The organism is Chitinophaga sp., from assembly GCF_036569125.1.
Lineage (GTDB): Bacteria > Bacteroidota > Bacteroidia > Chitinophagales > Chitinophagaceae > Chitinophaga.
In genome coordinates this window covers 1-21,122 of sequence record NZ_DATCRF010000830.1, presented here as the reverse complement: position 1 = coordinate 21,122, position 21,122 = coordinate 1, and the positions used below count along the sequence as shown (strand labels likewise).

The following is a 21,122-nucleotide window of genomic DNA, read 5'->3' as shown; positions in this document are numbered from 1 at the left end:
TTTTGTATATATATCAGGAATTATAATAAATTATCTTTTTCTCTACCTCGTATTATCTTGTTTTTCAATATCTACAACACGCGATTGTTGTAACATATTTTTTTTATTAACAAAAAAATGTATCTTGCACGCGTAAAAAACATATAGTATTGTTACCCCATATACTACTCTTTTTGTAACTGTATCCTGTAAAAAAGACCGCTTTATTATTATTAACGACGACACATGGCTTTTGGATTTCTGTCTGCCATCCGTAACCGGCATTTTCACTCTTTGATGGGTAATGTTGTGATGGCGTTCTTTAACGTACTGTCTTTCTCGTTACTCGTGCGCCTCTTATCCCTCAATGCTTTCGGGGAATGGGTAACCTTCATTGGCACCTATAATCTGCTGGATCAGATACGTACCGCCTTACTGCAAACCGGCCTGATAAAATTTTATGCCGGGGTGGATGAAACTACCGGGCGCCGTGTAATTGGGGCCGGCTGGTATATTTCCATACTGCTTACCTTAAGTTATATAACACTTTCGTTCCTGGCTTACTTTGTAGCTTACCGGTGGTTTAACCCTACCTGGCATTTATTTATTTGCTGGCTGGGGATGCTTACCCTTTTTTCCCTGCCCATGAACTTTGCTACCTGGGTATTGCAGGCCGAACACCGTTTTGAAAAAATTATCTGGATCCGGTTAATGCAGAACGGCTCCTTCCTGGTGCTACTGGGCGTGCTATACCTTACAAAGCTGGTAAGCCTGCCCAATGTATTGTATACGTATTGCGCATCCATGGCGCTGGCCAGCATTTACTGCCTGCTGCGTAAATGGACCATGATCCGCTCCGTGTTCTTCCGTACAAAAGAGCAGGCGCGGGAGCTTTTCAACTTTGGCAAACATATCGTTGGCAGCATGGCCTCCTCTTCCCTGCTCAATTATTCCGACACGCTGGTGATCCGCACCCTGCTGAACCCTGCAGCTGTGGCTATTTACAGCATACCGCAAAAGTTTATGGAGGTCATTGAAATTATCCTGCGCAGCTTTGTAGCTACCGCACAGCCTACCCTTTCCGGCGCTGCTAACCGGAATGACTATACGGGCGTGGCACGGGCTTTTGCGAAATATACCGGCACGGTAAGCCTGCTGATCACTCCTTTTATTATAGGCCTCCTGATCTTTACCCAGCCTTTAATTATCATCTTAGCTAAAAGCACTTACCTGGATGCTACGGATATTGTGCGCATTATCCTGTTCTCCGCCATCCTGTGGCCTATTGACCGGTTTATTGGGGTTACGCTGGACATGATCAACCTGCCCAACGTGAATTTTTATAAGAACTTCCTGAAGCTGATCCTGAATGTGGCCTGTGATATTCTTTTTGTGTGGATCTATACAGATATCCGTTCGGTAGCGTTCGCATCCCTGCTGAACGTAATATTTGCTGTGGTATTCGGCTATTACTTTTTGAAGAAGCACCTGGATGTGCATTTGCGCGATGTGTGGACCCTGGGATGGCAGGAATGTAAGAGGCTGCTGGCCAAAGTAACGGGAAAGGCTATGGTGGCGGATAAAGCGTAGTTCAATTACATATAGCAAAAAGCCGGATATGAATTAGTGATCATATCCGGCTTTTTTAATAAGATGCGCTTACAATACCTTCCACACTACTTCCTCATCCAGCAGGTCCATAATGGCGGCGCTTTTTTCCATATCGAATTTGCGGGCAAACAGCTTACCGGAAGCCAGCAGCGGTGTCATATCTTCTGTAGCAAAAGTTTTGGGATGCTCTTTACCTGCGCTCCAGTCAATGTAGTGCAGGTTATCGCCGGTTACCTGCGCGCGGTAAGGGCTGTTCATGAGGATCGTTTGCAGCAGAAACTCGTCGGATCCCCAGGTGTATTTAAAATAACGATGCAGCTCCGGATGCTGCTTTTCAAATTGTAAACAGTACTCCACGCAATCCGGAGTCAGCGTCCACCAGGCGGAGCCGCAGTACAGCTTAAAGCCCAGGGGTGCGCGGCGTTTAGGCAGCAGGGCTGTAAGCAGGCGGGCAAACTTATACTTGCCGGGAAAATGATGTTCTACAAAATGATAGTTGAGCATTTTGCTCATCATGGGCGCCAGCGCTTCATCATTAATAACGTTAATGAACTGCTGACCGCTCTCCTGCCGGCTGCACAGGAAATCATAAATATAACCGGCGGATCTTAACACATAATCCTGCCCGCTGAGTAAAGTAATGTACTTATATTTTTCACCGCTGTCCATTACAGCCTGCATGCTGTTCAGCGTAGCCTGTAGAATGCTCCAGCCGGCCCAGGTTACTTTTACCCTTTCCGGCACGGTGTATACCTGCGGCAGTGATAAAGGCGCTTCCCAATCCTGCAGGCCGCACTTTGCATCCACATGCACATAACAATCAATACCCGGGTGCGCCAGCCTTTGTAAAAGGCGCTGCAGCTGGGCAGGTTGTTTATGTGCGAGTATTATAAAAGCGATCCTCATTTGTTTTAGTCCATGGCCCATGGTCCATAGTCCATGGTATGTTATGTTGCTTATTGTGTTTCAGTCCGTGGTCCACGAACCATTATCGATAGCATGGACCACCGGCTATGGTCTCTTACTTCTTCCTCCATACGGTGTTAAATCCTCCTGTAAAGCCCAGCGGCAATATTTCTGCTACCTGGCAATCCAGCGCCTGCAAAAATTTAATGCGTTTGGTGAACAGGGAAAAAGGAAATACATCTTCCACAAAATTGGTTTTGGCAAAACGTACGATCTTAAAATCGTGCGCAGTGGCCAGGGCCTGCAGATCCTTACGGGTAAAGAACTGTACGTGATCCAGGTTATCGGCCTGCGACTGTACGGTAGTGCCTTTAAAGCCCAGCGCTTTTTTAATGCTGTTAATAAAACCCCATACTTTAGGGTTGTTGCGCGCTTTCAGCATAGGCTTGGTTACGCACACTTCCCGCGGGCCTTTACCATTTGGCACGGTAACTATTAACATGCCTTCCGGTTTCAGCGCGGCGGCGATTGTTTCCAGCAAAATGCCCGGCTGGTCCAGGTGTTCCAGCACCTCGCTGCAGATGACTGCATCGTACTGCTGGCCCTGCGCCTTCAATGCTTCTGCGCTGATAGCTTCAAAGCGTACATTGGGCAGCTTATTTTTTGAGCGGGCTACGTCAATTGTTTTCTGGCTGATGTCTATTCCCAGCACGTCGTAACCAAACTGTCCCAGGTGACGGCTTATCACCCCGTTGCCACAGCCTACATCCAGTACACGGCCCTGGGCCGGAATGCCCTGCTGCAGGCAGCTCTCAATAAATTTCAGTCGTTTGTTGTCGGTAAAACGTTCGTATTCGTAAGTGATCGTGGTCATAGTATCCTTTATTAGTTTGATCAGCTTTTAGCTTTTAGCTTTTGGCTTTTAGTATTGACCATTACTAAGCGCTAAAGGCTGATTGCTTCATAGATATTTTCAATGCTGCGGGTCATTCCCGTTACATTGTAGGTAGTTTGAATAGTTTTAACGGCTTTTTGCTGCAGCTGTTTACGCAAATAAAAATCCTGCAGCAGCCGTACCATAGCAGCGGTTAAGGCTTCGGGATTAGCGGGCGGCACCAGCAGCCCGTTCTGTTCATGGGTAACGGCTTCACGCGTACCATCAACATCCGTGGCAATAACCGCTTTACCCATAGCCATGGCTTCCAGCACGCCAATAGGAAAACCTTCCCATAAGGACGGCAGGCAGTAAATATCCATGGCCTTCAGCACGGCCGGCACATCCTGCCGGAAATCCAGGAACACTACTTTATCTGCAATGCCCAGCGCCTGCGCAGTGTCAATGGCGGTTTGCTTCAGCTCTCCCCCGCCTACCATCAGCAGTGTAACATCTTTTACCTGTTGTGTTGCTGCGGCAAATGCGCGGATCATGGTCACCGGATCTTTCTGGTAGGTCATACGGGCTATGTACCCTACTACCAGGTGATCTGCCGGGATGCCTACGGCTGTTCTTACATCCGGGTAAATAACGGCCGGATCAAACTTCTGCAGGTTCACGCCATTCCGGATCACCTCTGCACGGAAGCTGCCAAAGGCCTGCAGGCCGGTTTGGCGGTTAGCTTCAGATACGCAGATGTTGACCTGGGCTTTACGGGTTATAAATTTCTCCGCGGCTATGCGCGCCCGTTTCATCATGGGGTTCAGCCCTTCATGAAACGACCAGCCGTGAATGGTATAGATCAGCGGCAGCTGCAGGGAGCGTGCGGCCCACAGCACATTGGTGTTGGCGCGGGTGCCGTGCACATGCACCATATCTATTTGCTGCTGCTGTAAAAAACGCTTTACCTGTTTCCACACGCTGATGTCAAACGCTTTTTCACTGGCTATTACATGCGCGGGCACCTCCATTTTTTGCAGGGCCTGTATCATGGGCCCGTCTGTAAAGGCCAGCACTACCGGTTCAAAACGGCTACGGTTCAGCGTGGCCACCAGGTCCAGCACATGGCTTTCCCCGCCGCCAATTTTACCCTGGCGGATGGTTTGCAGTACGCGTATTTTTTTTGCCGGTGACATTATAATTTCTCCATCCAACGGTTATACCATAACTGGAACACCAGTATATTCCAAAGCTTCTGGTGGCTTACCTTACCACCGCTAATGTATTTTTCCATGAGCTGCTGCACATGCGGCGCGTTAAACAAGCCGCTTTTGGCCAGCCTTTCGGGGGCCAGGTAATATTGCATCTGCTCTTTCAGCTCTTCCCGGAACCATTCCTGCAAAGGCGCAATGAACGGGCGTTTGGGGCGGTCCATTAAAGACTGCGGAATGTATTTATGTACAATAGTTTTCAGAATGTACTTGTTCACATTATCCTTTACCTTCAGCGACTGCGGCACCTGTGCCAGGAACTCCACCAGGCGGTGGTCCAGCATAGGCTCACGGCCTTCAATGCTCACGCTCATGGTAGCACGGTCTACCTTCACCAGGTTATTATCTACCAGGAAGGTTTTATAATCAATGGCCAGCAGCTTATTCAGCGGGTCGTTTACGTTGGTAAGCTCACCGTTCAGGTCAAAGTTGGTCCTGTACTTTTCAGGCTTTACCTGCATGTAGTGGTGCACTTCACTTTCCGTGAGGTACTGGCTGATATATTTCAGCGCATACTGCGGCTGGCCGGCGCCCCATATGAGCTTCATTTTCTCATAGCGGGAGGCGAAGTTGTACTTTTTATTGAAGTAAGGGATCAGCTCCGGTTTCATCAAGCCCATGGTATGGCTTAATACGCCCTGCAATCTTTTGGAAAAGCGGGTATAGCGCAGGGATTGATTGAACTTGTTATACCCGGCAAACAGCTCATCACCGCCATCGGCGCTCAGCGCTACTTTTACCTGCTTGCTGGCCAGCTTACTTACCAGGGTAGTTGGTACGGTGGAATTATCGGCAAACGGCTCGTCATAAATTTCAGGCAGCTGCTCCAGTATTGCCAGCGCATCCTGGGGGCCTACGATCCATTCTGTATGATCGGTGCCCAGGTGGCGGGCAATCTTTTTTGCTTCCTGCGATTCATCAAAGGCCCGCTCCTTATACCCGATGGTAAAGGTTTTGATACGGCTGCCGGAGCCGGCTTGTATAATAGCCGCCACGCTGGCGCTATCGTACCCGCCGCTCAGGAACACGCCTACCGGCACATCGGCTACCATGCGGTAGTTGTATGCGCTTTTCATGAGCGCTTCGGTATGCTGTATTACTTCATGCTGGGAAAGGCCAGTCAGCGGCTGGTTATAGGCATCCAGTACATTCCAGTACGCCCGCTCCTGCAGCTCCTGCCGGTTTAATCGGATGGTGAGCAGGTGGCCGGGTTTCAGCTTACGCGTTTCCTGGTAAATGGTATAAGGGGTGGGTATGTAGCTGTATTGCAGGAACAGGGATACGCTGTTCACATCTATCTCCTTTTTGAAATCCGGGTGCTGGCACAACGCTTTCAGCTCGGAGCCAAATAATAAACGGCTGCCATCCCAATAGTAATAAAGGGGTTTTACGCCGGCGCGGTCGCGGCACAGCACCACTTCATCCTGCTGGCGGTCAAAGATCACAAAGGCAAACATGCCTATGCAACGGTCCAGCACACGCTCTTTCCAGGCATCGTATCCCTTTAACAATACTTCGGTATCAGAACCGGAGTGGAAGCTGTAACCCAGCTTTTCCAGCTCTTTCTTTATTTCCTTGAAGTTGTATATTTCCCCGTTGAAGATGATGGAGTAATGTTTGAAGTGCATGGGCTGGTGTCCGCCGCTGGAAAGGTCCAGGATAGACAAACGGCGTTGTCCGAAACCTATGCCGGCTGCTGCGTGTTCAAAAACTTCATAGCCGGAATCATTGGGGCCACGGTGCTGCATTGCATCTGTCATGCGCTGCAAAATGTCTGTTCCGGATTTTTTGGAAAAATCAATAAACCCTGCGATACCACACATGTTGTTCAGTATTTCGGTTAGTATTAAACGAAAGGTGAATTAATAATTAAGAATTAATAATTAATTCAAACTTCGTATCTCAGATTCTTCATGTTCCAGGCAATACCTCTCCAGAAAGCTTTCAGGTGCGTTGCTTCGCGCCTGAGCAGGAACTGCAGGGTATTTTTGGGTACAGTCAAAAAAATGAAATAAAGTAAAAATACCAGGCGTGCCGGCAATTGTACATTGCGGCGCATGAACAGTATCCTGTTCCTGGTAATGTAATATGTTTTCAACGGGCTGTTCTTACCCGTTGTCATAGATTCTTTGTGATAGATCAGCGATTTGTACTGGTAGTAGATCTTGTATCCTTTGCGGCGGAACTGCTCGCACCAGTCAAACTCTTCATAATACAAAAAGTACACTTCCGGCATCAAGCCTACTTTTGCCAGCGCTTCGCGGCTGATCATCATGGCGCCGCCATGTGCATAGGGCGTGGCCTTGATGGCATCATACTGGCCCTGGTCCGGCTCATGGCAGCCTATCATGCTGTTACGGCCGGTGAACATATCAACGGCATGGTAGCCGGCATACTCAATGGTACCTTTATGAAAGAAGTAATGGAATTTAGGGCTGGCCACCCCTGCATCCGGGAACTGTGAAAATACTTCCAGCAGTCCTTCTATTAATCCTTCCGTAAATTCGGTATCATTATTCACCAGGAACAGGTAAGAGCCTTGCGCTGCCTGTATGCCCAGGTTATTGCCGCCGGCAAAACCGCGGTTCTCCTGGCTACGGATCAGTTTCACTGAAGGGTACTGTGTATTGATAATCTCCGAAGGATCTTCCTTGGAAGCATTATCTACCACAATCACCTCCAGCCGGGGGTAGCTGATCTTTTGCAGGGAGTCCAGCAGCTCGCAGGTCACCTGTGTATTGTTATAATTAACAGTGATGACAGATACTAAGGGATAATATGTTGGTCTATTTGCTGACAACATCTAACAAGGGATTATCTATACCGGTTTTAGTGTGTTTGGTGTGAATGAACCGGTTATTGGCGCCTTTCAGGCGGAACAGCAGCGACACCATTATAAATATGGCGCGCGGCATGCCTACCAGGGCGGAAAACAGGTATTTACGGAAAAACAACACCGGAATAGGAAGTAACAAGCTGATACAGTTACATACCCACAGCGCTACCCACCAGGTGGCGGGCAGCAGCAGGTAATGGTGTAAAAGAATATAGAACACTGTAATGACCGTAACGGATGCCAGCAGCAACAGGCGCGGCATTAAAAGGTTCTGGCAAACTGCCAGGTTAAAATAATCCACATTACCATGGAACAGCTGCTGCCAGCCCTTTTTCCAGTACTGGCGCAGATACACCAGCTGGCTGGATAACCAGCGCCGGCGCTGATTTTCAAATGCCTCGGGCTGCTCCACTTTCTCGTCGAACACCTGCGCATCTTCCAGGTAATAAATGGCATGGCCCTTTGATACCACCATTAACTGCAGCACTTTATCAAACCCGCCAATAGCCTCAATTTCCTGCATTATACCTTTAATGAGCGGATAATGAAAGGCCATGCCGCTACCGATAACTGAGGATGAAAGGCCTAAGGCGTTTGCGCCCCTGCGGTACAGGTGGTTGGCAATGATCTCATTGGCTGCATCCAGCACGGCAAAAGGCGTATTTAAGTTCTTTGCTACTCTTTGTGTTTGTATGGCATACTCCCCGTTCTGGAAAGCGCCGTTCACCTTTAAAAGGAAATCAGGTGAGAGCATGTTGTCCGCATCGCAGATCAGCGCCAGGTCATAGGCATCATCCGGCAGCTGTGCAAAGGCTGCGTTAAGGGATTTGGCCTTGGTGCTTTTCTCGAACGACACCGGCATAACGGTAGCGCCTGCACGGTTTAGCTGTATTAAGGTATCCGGCTGCAGGGAATCGGCTATCACTACCACTTCATACATACCGGCGGGATAGTTGAGCCGGGCATAACTTTCTACAGTAGACAGGATAATGCTATCTTCTTTATAGGCAGGGATCAGTATGGCCACACGGGCATAAAGACCTGCCTGCGGCGGCGGCGTAGTTCTTTTGCGCTGCAACCGTCCTGCTACGGATAGTACCAGGTTAAATAAAATGCATCCGGCTAAGTAGGAAAATAAAATTACTTCAATAACGGCTATCATTATACGTTATCTTTTTGTACCATGGCGAACGGTGTATTCACCATCAGCCACATATCATATACAAACGAATGTTTGTTCGCATAGTTAATATCCAGGCTTATACGCTCTTCCACTGACATATCTTTTTTACCGCGCTTGCTGATCTGCCACAGGCCGGTAATGCCTGCAGGCGCCAGGAAACGTTCGGCCCACGCATCGGTAGTTAAAGAGGCTGCTTCATATAAAGGCAGCGGGCGGTTACCTACCAGCGACATATCCCCTACCAGCACGTTGAACAGCTGCGGCAGCTCGTCGAGGCTGGTGTTGCGCAAAAATTTACCCAGGCGGGTGATCCGGGGATCATTGGAGAACTTCAGGAATACCGGCCCATTTTCACTGGTGTTATACTGGTTCCGGTCCTTTAACTGCTGCAGCTGTTTATCTGCATTCGGTATCATGGTCCTGAACTTATGAAAGCGGAACATGCGGTAGTTCTTACCTGCCCGTGGGGAGGAATAAAATACCGGTCCTTTGGATTCCAGCCTGATGAGGATGGCGATGAGCAGGAACACGGGAGACAACAGCAACAGTAATGCGCCGGCCACTGCTACGTCGAAAATACGTTTCAGCAGATGGTTGATGTGTTTGCCGGAAGTAGCTACGATGGATGTTTCGGGCGTTTTGTCGGCAAACAGGTGCATGCGTTTGAACTTGCTTACGAAGTTCACTTTCTCTGCCAGGCGGCTAACCAGGCATTCCCGTGTAATGATCTCGTCAATAAAGTTGTGTTTTTTAACTAATGATTTCAGGGGCGCAGACAATTGATCTGTATACAGGAAGAACGGGATGGAGCTGAGCACCTGGTGCTCTTCAAAATAGGCTTCCCAGTTAGCCAGATCTGTTTCGTAAGAACTGTTAAAGCGGTAAATGATCACCGCCGGTATTTTGCGGTACACGTTCAGCAGCTGGTCGATGGCCTGCTGCGCATCTTCAATGTGCTCTGCTACGAGGTACTTGAAGCTGGGGGTTTCCTGGGGTACATCCACATAAGAGTGACCAATGAACAACGCGATCTTCTCGTCGGTGATTTGCCGGTAGATCGGGTTGTTCTGTTTACCAGTAGTGCTACTCCTGACAACAGTGGCAGTAGTTGAAAAACTAGGTGTAATCGTCGTCTCCATATTTTATTACAGTTAAAGCTGGGTAAGGGATTATACTTATATCGACACTGTAAGCTGACCGTTCAGCATGTGTGCTACTTTTTCAAGTAACACAACGGGATCGAAGGGCTTTTGCATTACTACCCGTACATTATCAAAACGGGCGGTAATTGCAGTGGGCTCTGTATTGGGTACTTCTCCGGAAAGTACCATAACCGGTATATCTTTATAAAGGTAGCTGCCGGACAGGTGCTCCAGTAATTCCCACCCGTCTATATTAGGCATATGAAGGTCCGTGATGATCACATCTGCCGCATTCCCCTTCGAAAGCCAGGCCATTGCTTCCAATCCATCCTGGGCGGTCATTACAGTGTAATGCTTACCCAGGATCGCATCCAACAATAATCTTATTGGCTTGCTGTCGTCTATTATTAAAACTTTCTTTTTCATTTACTACCTTCTTTTTCAATAATTCATTGTTAAACCAAACACCTACGTAACAAAACACAGCTGTGCCATAGGCATAAAGAAGGCTTTAAATTGGATGTGGTCAAAGATGAACTGAAAATGTACGGTAGTTTTTCAGGGGATATTATGGTCGATTAGAAAGGATTAACTATACAACTTAGTAGGTCTCCTCAATAAATATAACTCTAAAGTACGCATATTTGCCAAATTCTGTACAACTGTTTCATAAGAGAAAATGGAACAATGTACCGAACGGATGTAAAAATATAATACTTGAATCATTTCATAATCGATATTTCGTAAACGGTTTATTTTGGCGGGTGAATGCGTGAAAAATGATGGTAAACGAGTTGGGAAACAAAAATTACTTCAAAAATTTGTTATTATGGAATGAAGTGCATTAATTTTAATGCCTCACTTACCTCGAATCTTCTCCATGAAAAAATTGCCTGTACCTGCAGCTTTATTACTACTATTAGGAGTTACGGGATACGTGTTCCTGGTGCTGCTTACTATTTACCACAAACAACCGCCCCTGTACGATGAGCCCCTTTTTATTCCAAATGTGTACCTGTTTGAAAAATACGGGCTTTCAAAAGAGTTCCTGCTTAACATAAACCAACAGGCGCCCGGCCCCTTATACCAGTTTATCCACTACCCGCTGCGCTGCATTACCCATTTGCAAACACCGGGTATACGGCTGGTAAATACCGCTTTACTGGGCTTAATGATCCTGCTGCTTACCGCGATGATCACGCGTATACATACGGCCGACAGGAAGCAGGCCTTTATACTGGCGCTTACGGTAATGGTTGTACCTATGGTGTGGACGGTTTCCGGTATGGCCTTAACGGAAATACCGCCCATGTTCTTTGCCACCCTGTCTGTTCTGCTATTATGGTTTGCGCTGCAAAGGCAGGAAAGCGCTTTGCCTGTAAGCCTGTTCATGGCTTTGCTGGCAGGGTTTGCGCTGGGCATGGCAATCCTGGGCCGCTCCCCTTTCCTGATCATGGTGCCGGCTGCCGGCGCATTGCTGATCAATAATTTCCGCAGCACCGGCCGCTGGCTGCTGCTGATCATTTACTGCGGCGTGGCATTGGCCATGTGCTTACCGGTGTTTTATATATGGAAAGGCTTAACCCCTCCGCAACAGGCTTTTACCGCTGCCGGCGGGCTGGATATGGAACATGGTATGCTGGCCTTTGCCTATGGCGCGCTGATCACCTTTTTACTGGCGCCGGGCTGGTTCTATTTCAGCAAACGCGTTGTAATATATATGCTGGGCGGCTATGTAGTGCTGCTGCTGCTGAACATAACCCTTATACGCTGGGAGTATGGGCCGCTAAGCGTGGCCATGGAAAAGATACTGCCGGCTGCCCTTATGCGGCTATACCCTTTTATTATGGCGCCGGCGCTGGCAGTGGTGGCTATTTACTTCGTAATATGCTCTGCATTGCGGGCCTGGGAACGCCGTACAGAACCTTTTTTCCTGTTCCTTTTAGCGGCGGCTATGCTGATGCTGGCTACCAGCTTTAAGGTTACGCACCTGTTCAGCTCCCGCTATGTAGCGCAGGCAGCGCCCTTCTTTGTACTGCTGCTGCTGGGGTATGATAAGCTTACTTACAGCAAGGTGTTAAGAACGGTTGCAGGAATGGTAATTGGTCTGTTATCGCTGGAAACATATTTTCTTTTTCATTAAATGCTTGAAAATTTATCTATAAAGTCCCGAAAACAAGCTTTCCCTAATTAAAATATCTAATTCACCCAAAAAAATTAGGTAGTTTATAATCTGCGAATTAATTTAGCGCTCGAAACCGGGTACGCCTTTAACGTGCTATTTATTATAACAGTATATGTACTGTTTTCCCAAAGTGGCACAGGTGTAGCAAATCTTATCTTTCTTTCGCCTTATCCTAACACAAAAACCACACGTAGTACGGCTATAAACCGCTCACTACTTTCTTATTTACCATTCCTTTGAATTTCTGGTTGCATGACTACATGCGTCATGTTCATGCATTTTTAACTAAACGGGTATCGTATGATTTGCCGCAGGGGTCCGGGTTTTGCCGGATTTTTTAAGGTGGCATAATTGATAAAAAATAATAATTGATATGGATGTAATATATTTTGTGAAAGCACTACTTAAGAAAAAATGGTGGATCATTATCAGCACGATAGTGGCCATTGTGCTTTCGTTTGTTTTCACCATGGACCGTGCAAAGCTGTATGTGTCCAACGCACAGATGTCGACCGGCTTTACTATTAACGATGATATTAAGCTGCGCGATGAGAACAACGTTAACCTGTTTGAGGCGGATGTAAAGTTTAACAACGTTGTTGAAACCATTAACTCCCCTACCGTTATCAGCCTGCTTTCTTACCAGCTGCTGATACACGACCTTACCTCTCCCAAACCTTTCCGTTTCCTCACTGAAAAAGACCGCCGCACCCCGGAGTACCTGCAATTCAACCGGGTAGCCGGTTTGCAGCTGGCGCGCCATAAGCTGGACTCTTTGCAGATGCTGACCTCTTACCAGCCGGAAGAGCGTAAGCTGCTGGAGTATATGAAGCTGTGCAAGTACGATTATGAATCCATCCGCAAACGCCTGAACGTAGGCCGCCTGCAGCGTACGGATTATATTGATATGTCTTTTGGTTCTGAAAACCCGGAGCTCTCCGCCTTTGTGGTGAATACGCTGTACTTCGAGTTCACCCGTTACTACCGCAGCATGCGTTCAGAACGTTCTGTGGAAAATGTAGGCACCTTTGAAGCGCTGGTGAACCAGAAGAAAACAGAGCTGGATCAGAAGATCGATGCGCTGCGCAACTATAAATCATCTGAAGGATTGCTGAACGTAGAAGCGGCCAGCGGCAATGAGCTGGGCCTTATAAGCCAGCTGGAAAAAGCGCTGCTGGATGAAAAGGCTACCTACAACAACCTCAGCTCCTCCCTGCAAAGCGTGAATGAACAGTTAGCACAAATGAACCAGGGCAGGGCTGTGTATGATAATAACAATGCGGAGATCGTAGCCCTGCGTAAACAGCTGAACCAGAGTAATGATGAATACCAGCGCGGCGGCAGCTCTGACCCGGCACTGGCTGATAAGATCAAAACACAACGCGCACAGTTGCAAAGACTGATGTCCAGCTCCTCCGTGGCTACCGGTAAAACCGTAAGCAAAGACGAGCTGTTACAGAAAAAAGCATCGCTGGAAGCCGATATCAAAGCATCTACCCTGAACATAGGCAGCCTGCAAAATAAAATTGGTTCCCTGCGGGGCTCCGTAGGCTCTTACGCTAATAAAGAAGCTACTGTAAGCACCTTACAGAAAGAAGTTGACCTTGCCCAGGAAGAGTATAATAAGCTGAAAGAAAAGCTCAACACGGCACTGGACAGCCGTATTGCGCCCCCGGATGATTTCAGGCAAACGCTGAAAGGCCAGCCTGCATTTAAACCGGAATCTTCCAAGCGTATTATCATCATGGGTATGGCCGGCGCATCCGTGTTCCTGTTAACCACCCTGGGGGTATTGTTTATGGAGTTCTTCGATAACTCTATGAAATCTCCCTCTGTGTTTGAAAGGCATGTGGATCTGAAGCTGATCAGTACTATTAACCATGCTGACCTGAACAAGTACAGCATTCCGGAAGTTTTGCAAAAGCAGATCTCGGACGATGACGCTTCACGAAGAAGGCAGAACACGTTCCGGGAGCTGCTTCGCAAGCTCCGGTATGAGGTTGAGAGCAGCAACAAATCCATTTTCCTGTTTACCAGCACAGAATCACAGCAGGGTAAAACCACGCTGGTGCAGGCCCTGGCCTATAGCCTGAGCCTGAGCAACAAACGGGTGCTGATCATTGACACCAATTTCTGTAACAATGACCTTACCGTAGCGCTGCAGGCCAAACCTACGCTGGAAACCTTTTCCATGGCCCCCGAAGAAGTGAGCATTGAAAAAGTAAGGGAAATTGTTACCACCTATTCCGTAGACGGGATAGAGGTGATCGGTTGTAAAGGCGGCGACTATACGCCGTCGGAGATATTGCCCCGCAACCACCTGCTGAACTACCTGCCGCAGCTGAAAGGGTATTATGATTTTGTGTTGCTGGAAGGCGCTCCGTTAAATGATTATACAGATAGTAAAGAGCTGGTGCACTATGTAGAAGGTGTAATAGCTATATTTTCCTCCAGGGTATCATTGAAGCAGAACGACAAGGAATCCATACAGTTCCTGCAGAGTATGAATGGTAAGTTATTGGGGGCCGTGCTAAATAATGTAAATGATGACTTCTTGGAATTGTAGTTGTCGGAAAACAACAACAACATGGAATCCTTAACCCCAAAACTAAAATTTATTTTTTCCTTCCGGCCGGCGACATCGAGACGCTATGCCTGGGTGGACTATGCAAAAGGAATAGCAATCATATTTGTAGTGTACAGGCATGTATTATATGGATTATTGTATAGCGGTGTATCGGTAACGCCCGCTTTGATGGATGCAAATGAAATGTTGTACGGGTTCCGTATGCCGTTATTCTTTTTCCTGTCGGGCCTGTTCTTTGCCTCCAGCCTGCAAAAGCGGGGGGCTAAGGATTTCCTGGTAACCAAGATCAATACTTTGCTGTACCCCTACCTGTTATGGTGCTTCATCCAGTTATCCCTTCAGATCATTTTCTCAGAGTATACAAATTTTAAACGGGGCATTGGCAATTATATTGACATTCTTATTCACCCCCGCGGCATGCTGCAGCAATGGTATTTGTTTGCGCTGTTCAACGTAACGGCGCTGTACCTTTTTAACCACGTAGTGTTAAAGTTAAGAGGGCCGCTGCAGCTGTTACTGGGGCTGGTAATGCTGGGGCTTATTCCTTTGGCAGGCACCATCAGCACCCTGTCGGATGTAATGATGTTCTACGTGTTCTTTTGCCTGGGACACCTGGCTGCGCCTTATTTTTTCCAGGATAAGATCCAGCGGCAGCTTGCCTCCGGCTATAAGGTAATGATACTGCTGCCCTTTTTTATACTGGCGCAGTATTACACCATGGAGCACCCGGAGGCCAACATGTACATTTTTTCGGTGCTGGCTATGTTTGGCGCACTGCTGGTGATCATGATCTCTTTTTTGCTGGCCAAGTACCAGCGCGCCGTTTTTTTGCAAACATTAGGTCACTATTCATTATACATCTACCTGCTGCACCTGGGCATTGTATTCCTGTTCCGGATGGTGCTGTTACGTTTGAATGTGCAGCTGAGCATGCCGGTAATGACACTGATACTAATGACTTTGGGGATCACATTATCCATTATACTCTACAGGCTCTGCCTGTTGTTACACCTGGAGTTCCTGTTTACAGGGCCTTTTAAAACGCAGGCGGAGAAACGGCCTGTGGCCGGCGCAGCAACAGATAAAGTAAGTGAACAATGAGAAAACCGGAAAAAAAAATCATCAGCGACCAGCTGCACAGATCACTGATCATCCTTTTTGTAGGGGTGACCATTCTTATGCTGCTGATTAAAACAATGTTCCTGTAAGGGAGTATAACGGTAAGGCATACATGCAATTGACAAAGAAAAATATTACGCTCTGGTTCATAATACTGTTATGGGCGCTGCTGGTGCCGGTGCTGGCTTACGTAGCCTCTACCGACCTGAAGGCCGGCGTTGGGCTGAGCGTAATGATCGTAGGCGCAGCCATTTGCCTGGTATGTGTGACCAATTATAAGCTGGGCTACTACATTTACATTACCATAACCATGACGCTGCCGCTGCTGGAACGTATGTCGGGCTCAGAGCAAAGCGTAGGCGTGGTAATGGATGCGCTGCTGCTTTCCGTATTGTTTGGCTGCATTTTTAAACGGGGCGATGAAACGATCAAAAAGGTAAAGTTCTTCAGGGATCCGCTGTTAATGTGCCTGTTCCTGTACCTGATCATCCTGTTCATGGAGTTCTTTAACCCGGAAACACATTCTTTCCTGGGCTGGTATGTGTTTATGCGGGTGTCTTTGCGCTGCTATATTTTCCTGTATGTAGGGCTGAATGTTTTTAACAGCCTGAAGGACGTGCGTACTTTCATGAAGTACTGGCTGATACTGGGCACCGCGGCTGCATTCTATTGCTGCATACAGCAATGGCATGGCCTGCTGCCTTATGAGCAGGCGTTCATTAACAAGTACCGGGAAAAGTTTGGCACTACCATGATCATATCCGGGATACGGTTGTTCTCCTTTATGTCGGATGCAGCGGTGTTCGGGATCATTATGGCCTGTAACATCATCATGATGCTGATCCTGCTAACCGCCAAAAGAACGGTGATCACTATCCCCATCAAGATCGTGATCATTATATCCATCATGCTGCATGTGCTGGCGCTGGGCTATTCGGGTACGCGTACCGGCTATGTAATGGTGCCGCTGGGGTTGATGGTGTTCTTTATGGCCAACCTGCAAAAGCGCAATACGATCTTGGTGGCGATGGCCTTTGCGTTCTTTTCACTGGTAATATTGTACGGGCCTTTTCACAGCAACCCTACTATTGTGCGGGTAAGAACAGCCTTTATAGGCAAGCAGGACGAATCTGTGAATGTGCGTGACCGTAACCGGCACCGCATACAACCATATATGCACGCGCATCCATTTGGGGGAGGCGTAAATACAACCGGTGGTAACGGGGTTACCTACAACCCCGGGCATCAGCTGGCTGATTTCCAGACGGACAATGGTTTCCTGCGCGCTGTGCTGGAAACGGGCTGGATAGGCATGTTGCTGGTGGCCGGGCATTTCTTTTTCCTGATACAGATAGCAGTATCCAACTTTTTCCGTGTGAAATGGGAGCTGGACAAGCTATTGATGATAGGCATTGCTGCGGCCAGTTTTGCAGCAGCCATCTCACAATATGCGCAGGACACCTCTACCCTGGTGGAAACATCTATTATGTTGTATGCCTTTATGGCTATTGTAGTTAAAATTAAATACCTGGAAAGGGCGTAAATATTTGCTGGTGGAACCGCACTTCATCAATTTTCCGGACGAACGGAAATTTATAAGCGGGGGCTATCATGCAGCTTAAAAATCTAAATATTGACTGATGAAACGAGCCTACATTACCTTTTTGGCAGTGTGTATGAGCCTGGGGGCTTTTGCACAGCTGCAACAACCGGATACTTCTGTTTTATTAAAGTTGCCGCAGGATCCGTCTATTATTGCACGGTTTAAGCAAAAGCTGGTGGAGCTGGCATTGCAAAACCCGGACGTACGGCAGTATGACGCTCAGAAGGATATCACCAAATACGAAACACGCATTGCCAAAGCAGCCTGGCTAAACCACTTTACGGCTGCCGGTAACTTAAATGAGTTCACCATTAAAGGCAATAACAATGGTAACAACCCGCAGGCCAGCTTTTATCCCCGTTACAACTTTGGGGTGCTGATACCGCTGGGCCATTTTATTTCTATCCCTAACGAGGTTAAGAAAGCAAAGGCACAGGGCCGCGTGGTACAAAAACAACAGGAATCTGCTGCGCTGATCATTAAGGATAAAGTATTGGAAGCGTATGAAGAATATTCCGCCAATAAACAGCTGGTAGAGCTGCACGGCCCTATCCTGGAAGATGCATTGGTGCATTACAACCAGATAGAAGAAAAGTTCCGTGCCGGCACCGAAGGTATTCCGCTGGATGAATATAAAGCGGCCTACCACGATTACAACGTAGAAATGGTACAGAAGGTATTGCTGGAGAAAAACCTGCGTCAGTCAAAGCTGGCACTGGAAGGCATTGTGGGCATGACACTGGAAGAGGTGATGCGCTTACTGTAGTATTTCTTCTTTGTTGATCGTAAATTTTATTCTGATGACCTTAAGGCATATGATGCTGCTGGCGGGCCTTTGGCTATGCGGTAACGCATACGGGCAGGATGTTGTGGATTATGCCCCCATGCAGGCAATACAGGTTAAGATCAGTCCGTGGCAAACCAGGCCGGCGCTGATCTACACACCGGACAAACCGGTGCCTGGCAAAAAGTACCCGCTGCTGGTTGCCTTTCACGGCAGAAGCATTGCGGGCAAAGACCTGGGTAAAATATTCCGGGAAGGCGTAACACGGCAGATCCATGAGGGCAGGAAAATTGAGGCCGTGAACCCGAAGGATAAGCAGGTATACCAGTTCATTGTGGTGGCGCCGCTGGCGGAAAGCTGGTCGTTCTCCCCGCAGGATGTGGAGCCGATGCTGGATGATGTGATCAAACGTTATCCGGTGGATACGACCCGGATCTACCTCACCGGTTACAGTGCCGGCGGGTGGTCGGTAGAATCTGCCAAAACGCATAATAAGCACCTGGCCAACCGGATAGCGGCCTGCGTTACTATGTCGGCGCCCATTACGGACAGTCCGTATCTGAAGCGTTACCGGCTTGTAACCGACGCCAACATACATACCTGGTATTTTGCCGGGCTGGAAGATGGGTATGTGCTCAGAAATGCGCACACTTATGTAGATAGTACCAACAAGTACAAACCCGGGCTTACGCGTTTAACGGTGTACCCCGGCGGGCATTGCTGCTGGCACGACTTTTACAACCCGAAGTACCGGGAGAACGGACTGAGTATTTATGAATGGCTGCTGCAGTATAGGAAGTAATTACGAATTAGTTAATTACGAATTACGAATGAAGTAGTGCGTAGTGATTGTAAATCGTAATTGACCATTTGTAGGTTTTGATGTGGGGTGATAGCTTGGATATATTGGATATTTAATTCGTAATTGACTATTTGTAGTTATTGAATGAGGAGTGATAGACCGGATTTATGAAGTACATAATTCGTAATTGATTAATTCGTAATTCATGGATAGACGTAGGGCACTCAAAGGTTTTCTGCTCTTCGGCGGTGGCGCTGCCGCGGTGGCAGCCGGTTTTAAAAGTTACCAGTGGTACCGGAAACCAGAGCTGCAGCATTTGCCGGACTACAGAACGCTGATCGCTGAGCTGGCGGAAACCATTATACCGCGTACGGATACACCCGGCGCTAAAGATGCCGGTGTGCAGGATTATATCATTACCATGATACAGGACTGCACCCCCACCAAGCTGCAAAATAAATTCATGGACGGGCTGGTGGATGTGCAGGAATATGCACAGGCCCAGTATGGCCGCTCCTTCCTGGAATGCAGTAAGGAACAGCGCCATAATGTGCTGGCGCATTTTGAAAAAAGAGACCGGCAATACAGCGGCCTGGCCGGCAAAGTGCAGCGCAAAATATTTGGCGACGGCTTTTTTGTAACCCTGAAAAAATATACCGTGCAGGGCTACTGCACCTCTGTACAGGGCGCTACACAAGGACTGGCCTATGATTATATCCCGGGCAAATACCAGGGTTGCGCTACGCTGGCGCCCGGGCAGAAGTGCTGGGCCACTTAAATAATTAAGAATGAAGAATGAATAATTAATAATGACGGAGGAAGTAGTGCAAATAACACCCATACCACGGAGGGCTTGTTTTCAAATGAACAAATGCCGCCGTGATTATTAATTCTTAATTATTCATTATTAATTAAAAGCTATGCGAATTACTTATATCATATTTGTCATCAGCCTTTTTATCCTGTTCTACAACTATATAGGATACGGGTTGCTGTTATGGGTAATGGTGCGTATCAAGCGTATGCTGGTGCGTACGGCGCCGGCCACTGCCCCACCCTATGAGCCGGATGTAACGCTGGTGGTAGCAGCCTATAATGAAGAAGGCATTATTACCGCGAAAATAGAAAACACCCTGGCGCTGGATTACCCCGCACATAAAAGACGCCTGCTGTTCATTACAGACGGATCTACCGACGCCACGCCGCAGATCATTAGCCGCTACCCCGAGCTGCAATTGCTGCACACGGATAAGCGGGGCGGTAAAACCGCAGCCCTTAACCGGGCCATGGAGCAGGTGCAAACCCCTTACGTTATTTTCTGCGATGCCAATACCCTGCTGAATAAAGACGCTATCCGCAACATTGTAAAACATTATGCGGATGAAACCGTGGGCGGCGTGGCCGGGGAAAAGAAAGTGATCAGTGACGACAGCAGCGGTGCAGCCGCCACAGAAGGTATTTACTGGAAGTATGAATCTTACCTGAAAAAGCTGGATGCCGAGCTGTATTCCGTGGTAGGCGCGGCCGGGGAGCTGTTCTCCATCCGCACCGGCTTATTTCAGCCGGTTGAGGAAGAGGTGATCCTGGACGATTTTGTAATTTCACTGCGCATTAACCTGAAAGGCTACCGCATTGCCTATGCACCGGATGCCTATGCCATGGAAACGCCCTCCGACAATATTGCGGAGGAGCATAAGCGGAAGATCCGCATCAGCGCCGGCGGCTTCCAGTCTATTGTAATGCTGCGGGCCCTGCTGAACTTTTTCCGCTTCCCGGTAGTATCGTTCCAGTACATATCCCACCGGGTATTGCGCTGGACGCTGAGCCCTTTAAGCCTGTTACTATTATTGGTAACAAATATAATGTTAGTAATATACCCGGGAGGATGGCTGTTTTACGCTTTTCTACTTATTCAAGTAATGGGCTATGCAGCAGCATTTATAGGTTACAGCCTGGCGGAACGTAATATTAAGATCAGCATATTTTATATCCCTTTTTATTTCCTGTTCATGAACATAGCGGTGTACCAGGGATTTTACCGCTACCTTACCAACACCCAGTCTGCAGCCTGGGAAAAAGCGAAACGCAGTAAAATATAACAGGCATGGAAAAACAATTACCACTCACAACGGACAATACCCTGGCGCCTGCCGCCACGATTACCCCTGCTGCCCCTGTAAATGCAGCCAAAGCCCCCAGGAAATTCATTGGCTATATTCACAATTTCCGTGGAGTGGCCA

General features: G+C 48.0%; 17 protein-coding genes. 9 read left to right on the top strand and 8 right to left on the bottom strand.

Annotation, left to right across the window (positions count from 1 at the left end; genetic code table 11):
- The first annotated feature begins 225 nt into the window (after window positions 1-225).
- Window positions 226-1,569 carry an oligosaccharide flippase family protein gene (locus VIM87_RS30615; RefSeq protein ID WP_332000664.1) on the top strand — a complete coding sequence of 448 codons (1,344 nt, stop codon included), beginning with the start codon at window positions 226-228 and terminating at the stop codon, window positions 1,567-1,569.
- A gap of 69 nt (window positions 1,570-1,638) precedes the next feature.
- Here VIM87_RS30615 and VIM87_RS30610 read toward each other — a convergent pair whose 3' ends face one another.
- The 8 genes from VIM87_RS30610 to VIM87_RS30575 form a co-directional block, all read right to left on the bottom strand.
- Window positions 1,639-2,496, bottom strand: coding sequence for a beta-1,6-N-acetylglucosaminyltransferase (locus VIM87_RS30610; RefSeq protein ID WP_332000663.1), 858 nt, complete (start codon window positions 2,494-2,496; stop codon window positions 1,639-1,641).
- A gap of 115 nt (window positions 2,497-2,611) precedes the next feature.
- Window positions 2,612-3,370: a class I SAM-dependent methyltransferase gene (locus tag VIM87_RS30605; RefSeq protein ID WP_332000662.1), complete on the bottom strand. Its 759-nt coding sequence runs from the start codon at window positions 3,368-3,370 to the stop codon at window positions 2,612-2,614.
- A 71-nt stretch (window positions 3,371-3,441) separates the two neighbouring features.
- Window positions 3,442-4,566, bottom strand: a complete 1,125-nt coding sequence (locus tag VIM87_RS30600) for a glycosyltransferase family 4 protein (RefSeq protein ID WP_332000661.1) — start codon at window positions 4,564-4,566, stop codon at window positions 3,442-3,444.
- The gene (gene asnB, locus VIM87_RS30595) at window positions 4,566-6,464 is read right to left on the bottom strand and encodes an asparagine synthase (glutamine-hydrolyzing) (protein WP_332000660.1); all 1,899 of its coding nucleotides are present in this window, start codon (window positions 6,462-6,464) and stop codon (window positions 4,566-4,568) included. Before asnB ends, VIM87_RS30600 begins: the two co-directional genes overlap by 1 nt.
- Window positions 6,465-6,529: 65 nt before the next feature.
- Window positions 6,530-7,444 carry a glycosyltransferase family 2 protein gene (locus VIM87_RS30590; protein WP_332000659.1) on the bottom strand — a complete coding sequence of 305 codons (915 nt, stop codon included), beginning with the start codon at window positions 7,442-7,444 and terminating at the stop codon, window positions 6,530-6,532.
- Window positions 7,428-8,639, bottom strand: a complete 1,212-nt coding sequence (locus VIM87_RS30585; protein WP_332000658.1) for a glycosyltransferase — start codon at window positions 8,637-8,639, stop codon at window positions 7,428-7,430. Before VIM87_RS30585 ends, VIM87_RS30590 begins: the two co-directional genes overlap by 17 nt.
- The gene (locus VIM87_RS30580; protein ID WP_332000657.1) at window positions 8,639-9,799 is read right to left on the bottom strand and encodes a sugar transferase; all 1,161 of its coding nucleotides are present in this window, start codon (window positions 9,797-9,799) and stop codon (window positions 8,639-8,641) included. Before VIM87_RS30580 ends, VIM87_RS30585 begins: the two co-directional genes overlap by 1 nt.
- A gap of 36 nt (window positions 9,800-9,835) precedes the next feature.
- A complete protein-coding gene (locus VIM87_RS30575; protein WP_332000656.1) occupies window positions 9,836-10,228 on the bottom strand; it encodes a response regulator in 393 nt (130 codons plus the stop codon).
- Window positions 10,229-10,682: 454 nt separating this feature from the next.
- Here VIM87_RS30575 and VIM87_RS30570 point away from each other — a divergent pair, with 454 nt between their 5' ends.
- The 8 genes from VIM87_RS30570 (at window position 10,683) to VIM87_RS30535 (ending at window position 20,981) form a co-directional block, all read left to right on the top strand.
- A complete protein-coding gene (locus tag VIM87_RS30570) occupies window positions 10,683-11,945 on the top strand; it encodes a phospholipid carrier-dependent glycosyltransferase (RefSeq protein WP_332000655.1) in 1,263 nt (420 codons plus the stop codon).
- A gap of 433 nt (window positions 11,946-12,378) precedes the next feature.
- Window positions 12,379-14,553, top strand: a complete 2,175-nt coding sequence (locus VIM87_RS30565) for a hypothetical protein (protein WP_332000654.1) — start codon at window positions 12,379-12,381, stop codon at window positions 14,551-14,553.
- Window positions 14,554-14,574: 21 nt separating this feature from the next.
- Window positions 14,575-15,675, top strand: coding sequence for an acyltransferase (locus tag VIM87_RS30560; RefSeq protein WP_332000653.1), 1,101 nt, complete (start codon window positions 14,575-14,577; stop codon window positions 15,673-15,675).
- A 130-nt stretch (window positions 15,676-15,805) separates the two neighbouring features.
- Window positions 15,806-17,236, top strand: coding sequence for an O-antigen ligase family protein (locus tag VIM87_RS30555; protein ID WP_332000652.1), 1,431 nt, complete (start codon window positions 15,806-15,808; stop codon window positions 17,234-17,236).
- 97 nt (window positions 17,237-17,333) lie between these two features.
- Complete coding sequence (locus tag VIM87_RS30550; protein WP_332000651.1) at window positions 17,334-18,062, top strand: TolC family protein; 729 nt, start codon at window positions 17,334-17,336, stop codon at window positions 18,060-18,062.
- A gap of 34 nt (window positions 18,063-18,096) precedes the next feature.
- Window positions 18,097-18,882, top strand: a complete 786-nt coding sequence (locus tag VIM87_RS30545; RefSeq protein ID WP_332000650.1) for a hypothetical protein — start codon at window positions 18,097-18,099, stop codon at window positions 18,880-18,882.
- A 205-nt stretch (window positions 18,883-19,087) separates the two neighbouring features.
- Window positions 19,088-19,660: a gluconate 2-dehydrogenase subunit 3 family protein gene (locus VIM87_RS30540; protein WP_332000649.1), complete on the top strand. Its 573-nt coding sequence runs from the start codon at window positions 19,088-19,090 to the stop codon at window positions 19,658-19,660.
- Between the two features lie 142 nt (window positions 19,661-19,802).
- The gene (locus VIM87_RS30535) at window positions 19,803-20,981 is read left to right on the top strand and encodes a glycosyltransferase family 2 protein (RefSeq protein WP_332000648.1); all 1,179 of its coding nucleotides are present in this window, start codon (window positions 19,803-19,805) and stop codon (window positions 20,979-20,981) included.
- Window positions 20,982-21,122 lie beyond the last annotated feature (141 nt).

Bases quoted from the DNA above. Each gene is read 5' to 3' on its own strand.
- VIM87_RS30535 (WP_332000648.1), top strand. From the start codon at position 19,803: ATGCGAATTACTTATATCATATTTGTCATCAGCCTTTTTATCCTGTTC.
- VIM87_RS30615 (WP_332000664.1), top strand. From the start codon at position 226: ATGGCTTTTGGATTTCTGTCTGCCATCCGTAACCGGCATTTTCACTCT.
- VIM87_RS30550 (WP_332000651.1), top strand. From the start codon at position 17,334: ATGAAACGAGCCTACATTACCTTTTTGGCAGTGTGTATGAGCCTGGGG.
- VIM87_RS30570 (WP_332000655.1), top strand. From the start codon at position 10,683: ATGAAAAAATTGCCTGTACCTGCAGCTTTATTACTACTATTAGGAGTT.
- VIM87_RS30560 (WP_332000653.1), top strand. From the start codon at position 14,575: ATGGAATCCTTAACCCCAAAACTAAAATTTATTTTTTCCTTCCGGCCG.
- VIM87_RS30555 (WP_332000652.1), top strand. From the start codon at position 15,806: ATGCAATTGACAAAGAAAAATATTACGCTCTGGTTCATAATACTGTTA.
- VIM87_RS30540 (WP_332000649.1), top strand. From the start codon at position 19,088: ATGGATAGACGTAGGGCACTCAAAGGTTTTCTGCTCTTCGGCGGTGGC.
- asnB (WP_332000660.1), bottom strand. From the start codon at position 6,464: ATGTGTGGTATCGCAGGGTTTATTGATTTTTCCAAAAAATCCGGAACA.
- VIM87_RS30610 (WP_332000663.1), bottom strand. From the start codon at position 2,496: ATGAGGATCGCTTTTATAATACTCGCACATAAACAACCTGCCCAGCTG.
- VIM87_RS30585 (WP_332000658.1), bottom strand. From the start codon at position 8,639: ATGATAGCCGTTATTGAAGTAATTTTATTTTCCTACTTAGCCGGATGC.
- VIM87_RS30605 (WP_332000662.1), bottom strand. From the start codon at position 3,370: ATGACCACGATCACTTACGAATACGAACGTTTTACCGACAACAAACGA.
- VIM87_RS30575 (WP_332000656.1), bottom strand. From the start codon at position 10,228: ATGAAAAAGAAAGTTTTAATAATAGACGACAGCAAGCCAATAAGATTA.
- VIM87_RS30600 (WP_332000661.1), bottom strand. From the start codon at position 4,566: ATGTCACCGGCAAAAAAAATACGCGTACTGCAAACCATCCGCCAGGGT.
- VIM87_RS30545 (WP_332000650.1), top strand. From the start codon at position 18,097: ATGACCTTAAGGCATATGATGCTGCTGGCGGGCCTTTGGCTATGCGGT.
- VIM87_RS30590 (WP_332000659.1), bottom strand. From the start codon at position 7,444: ATGTTGTCAGCAAATAGACCAACATATTATCCCTTAGTATCTGTCATC.
- VIM87_RS30580 (WP_332000657.1), bottom strand. From the start codon at position 9,799: ATGGAGACGACGATTACACCTAGTTTTTCAACTACTGCCACTGTTGTC.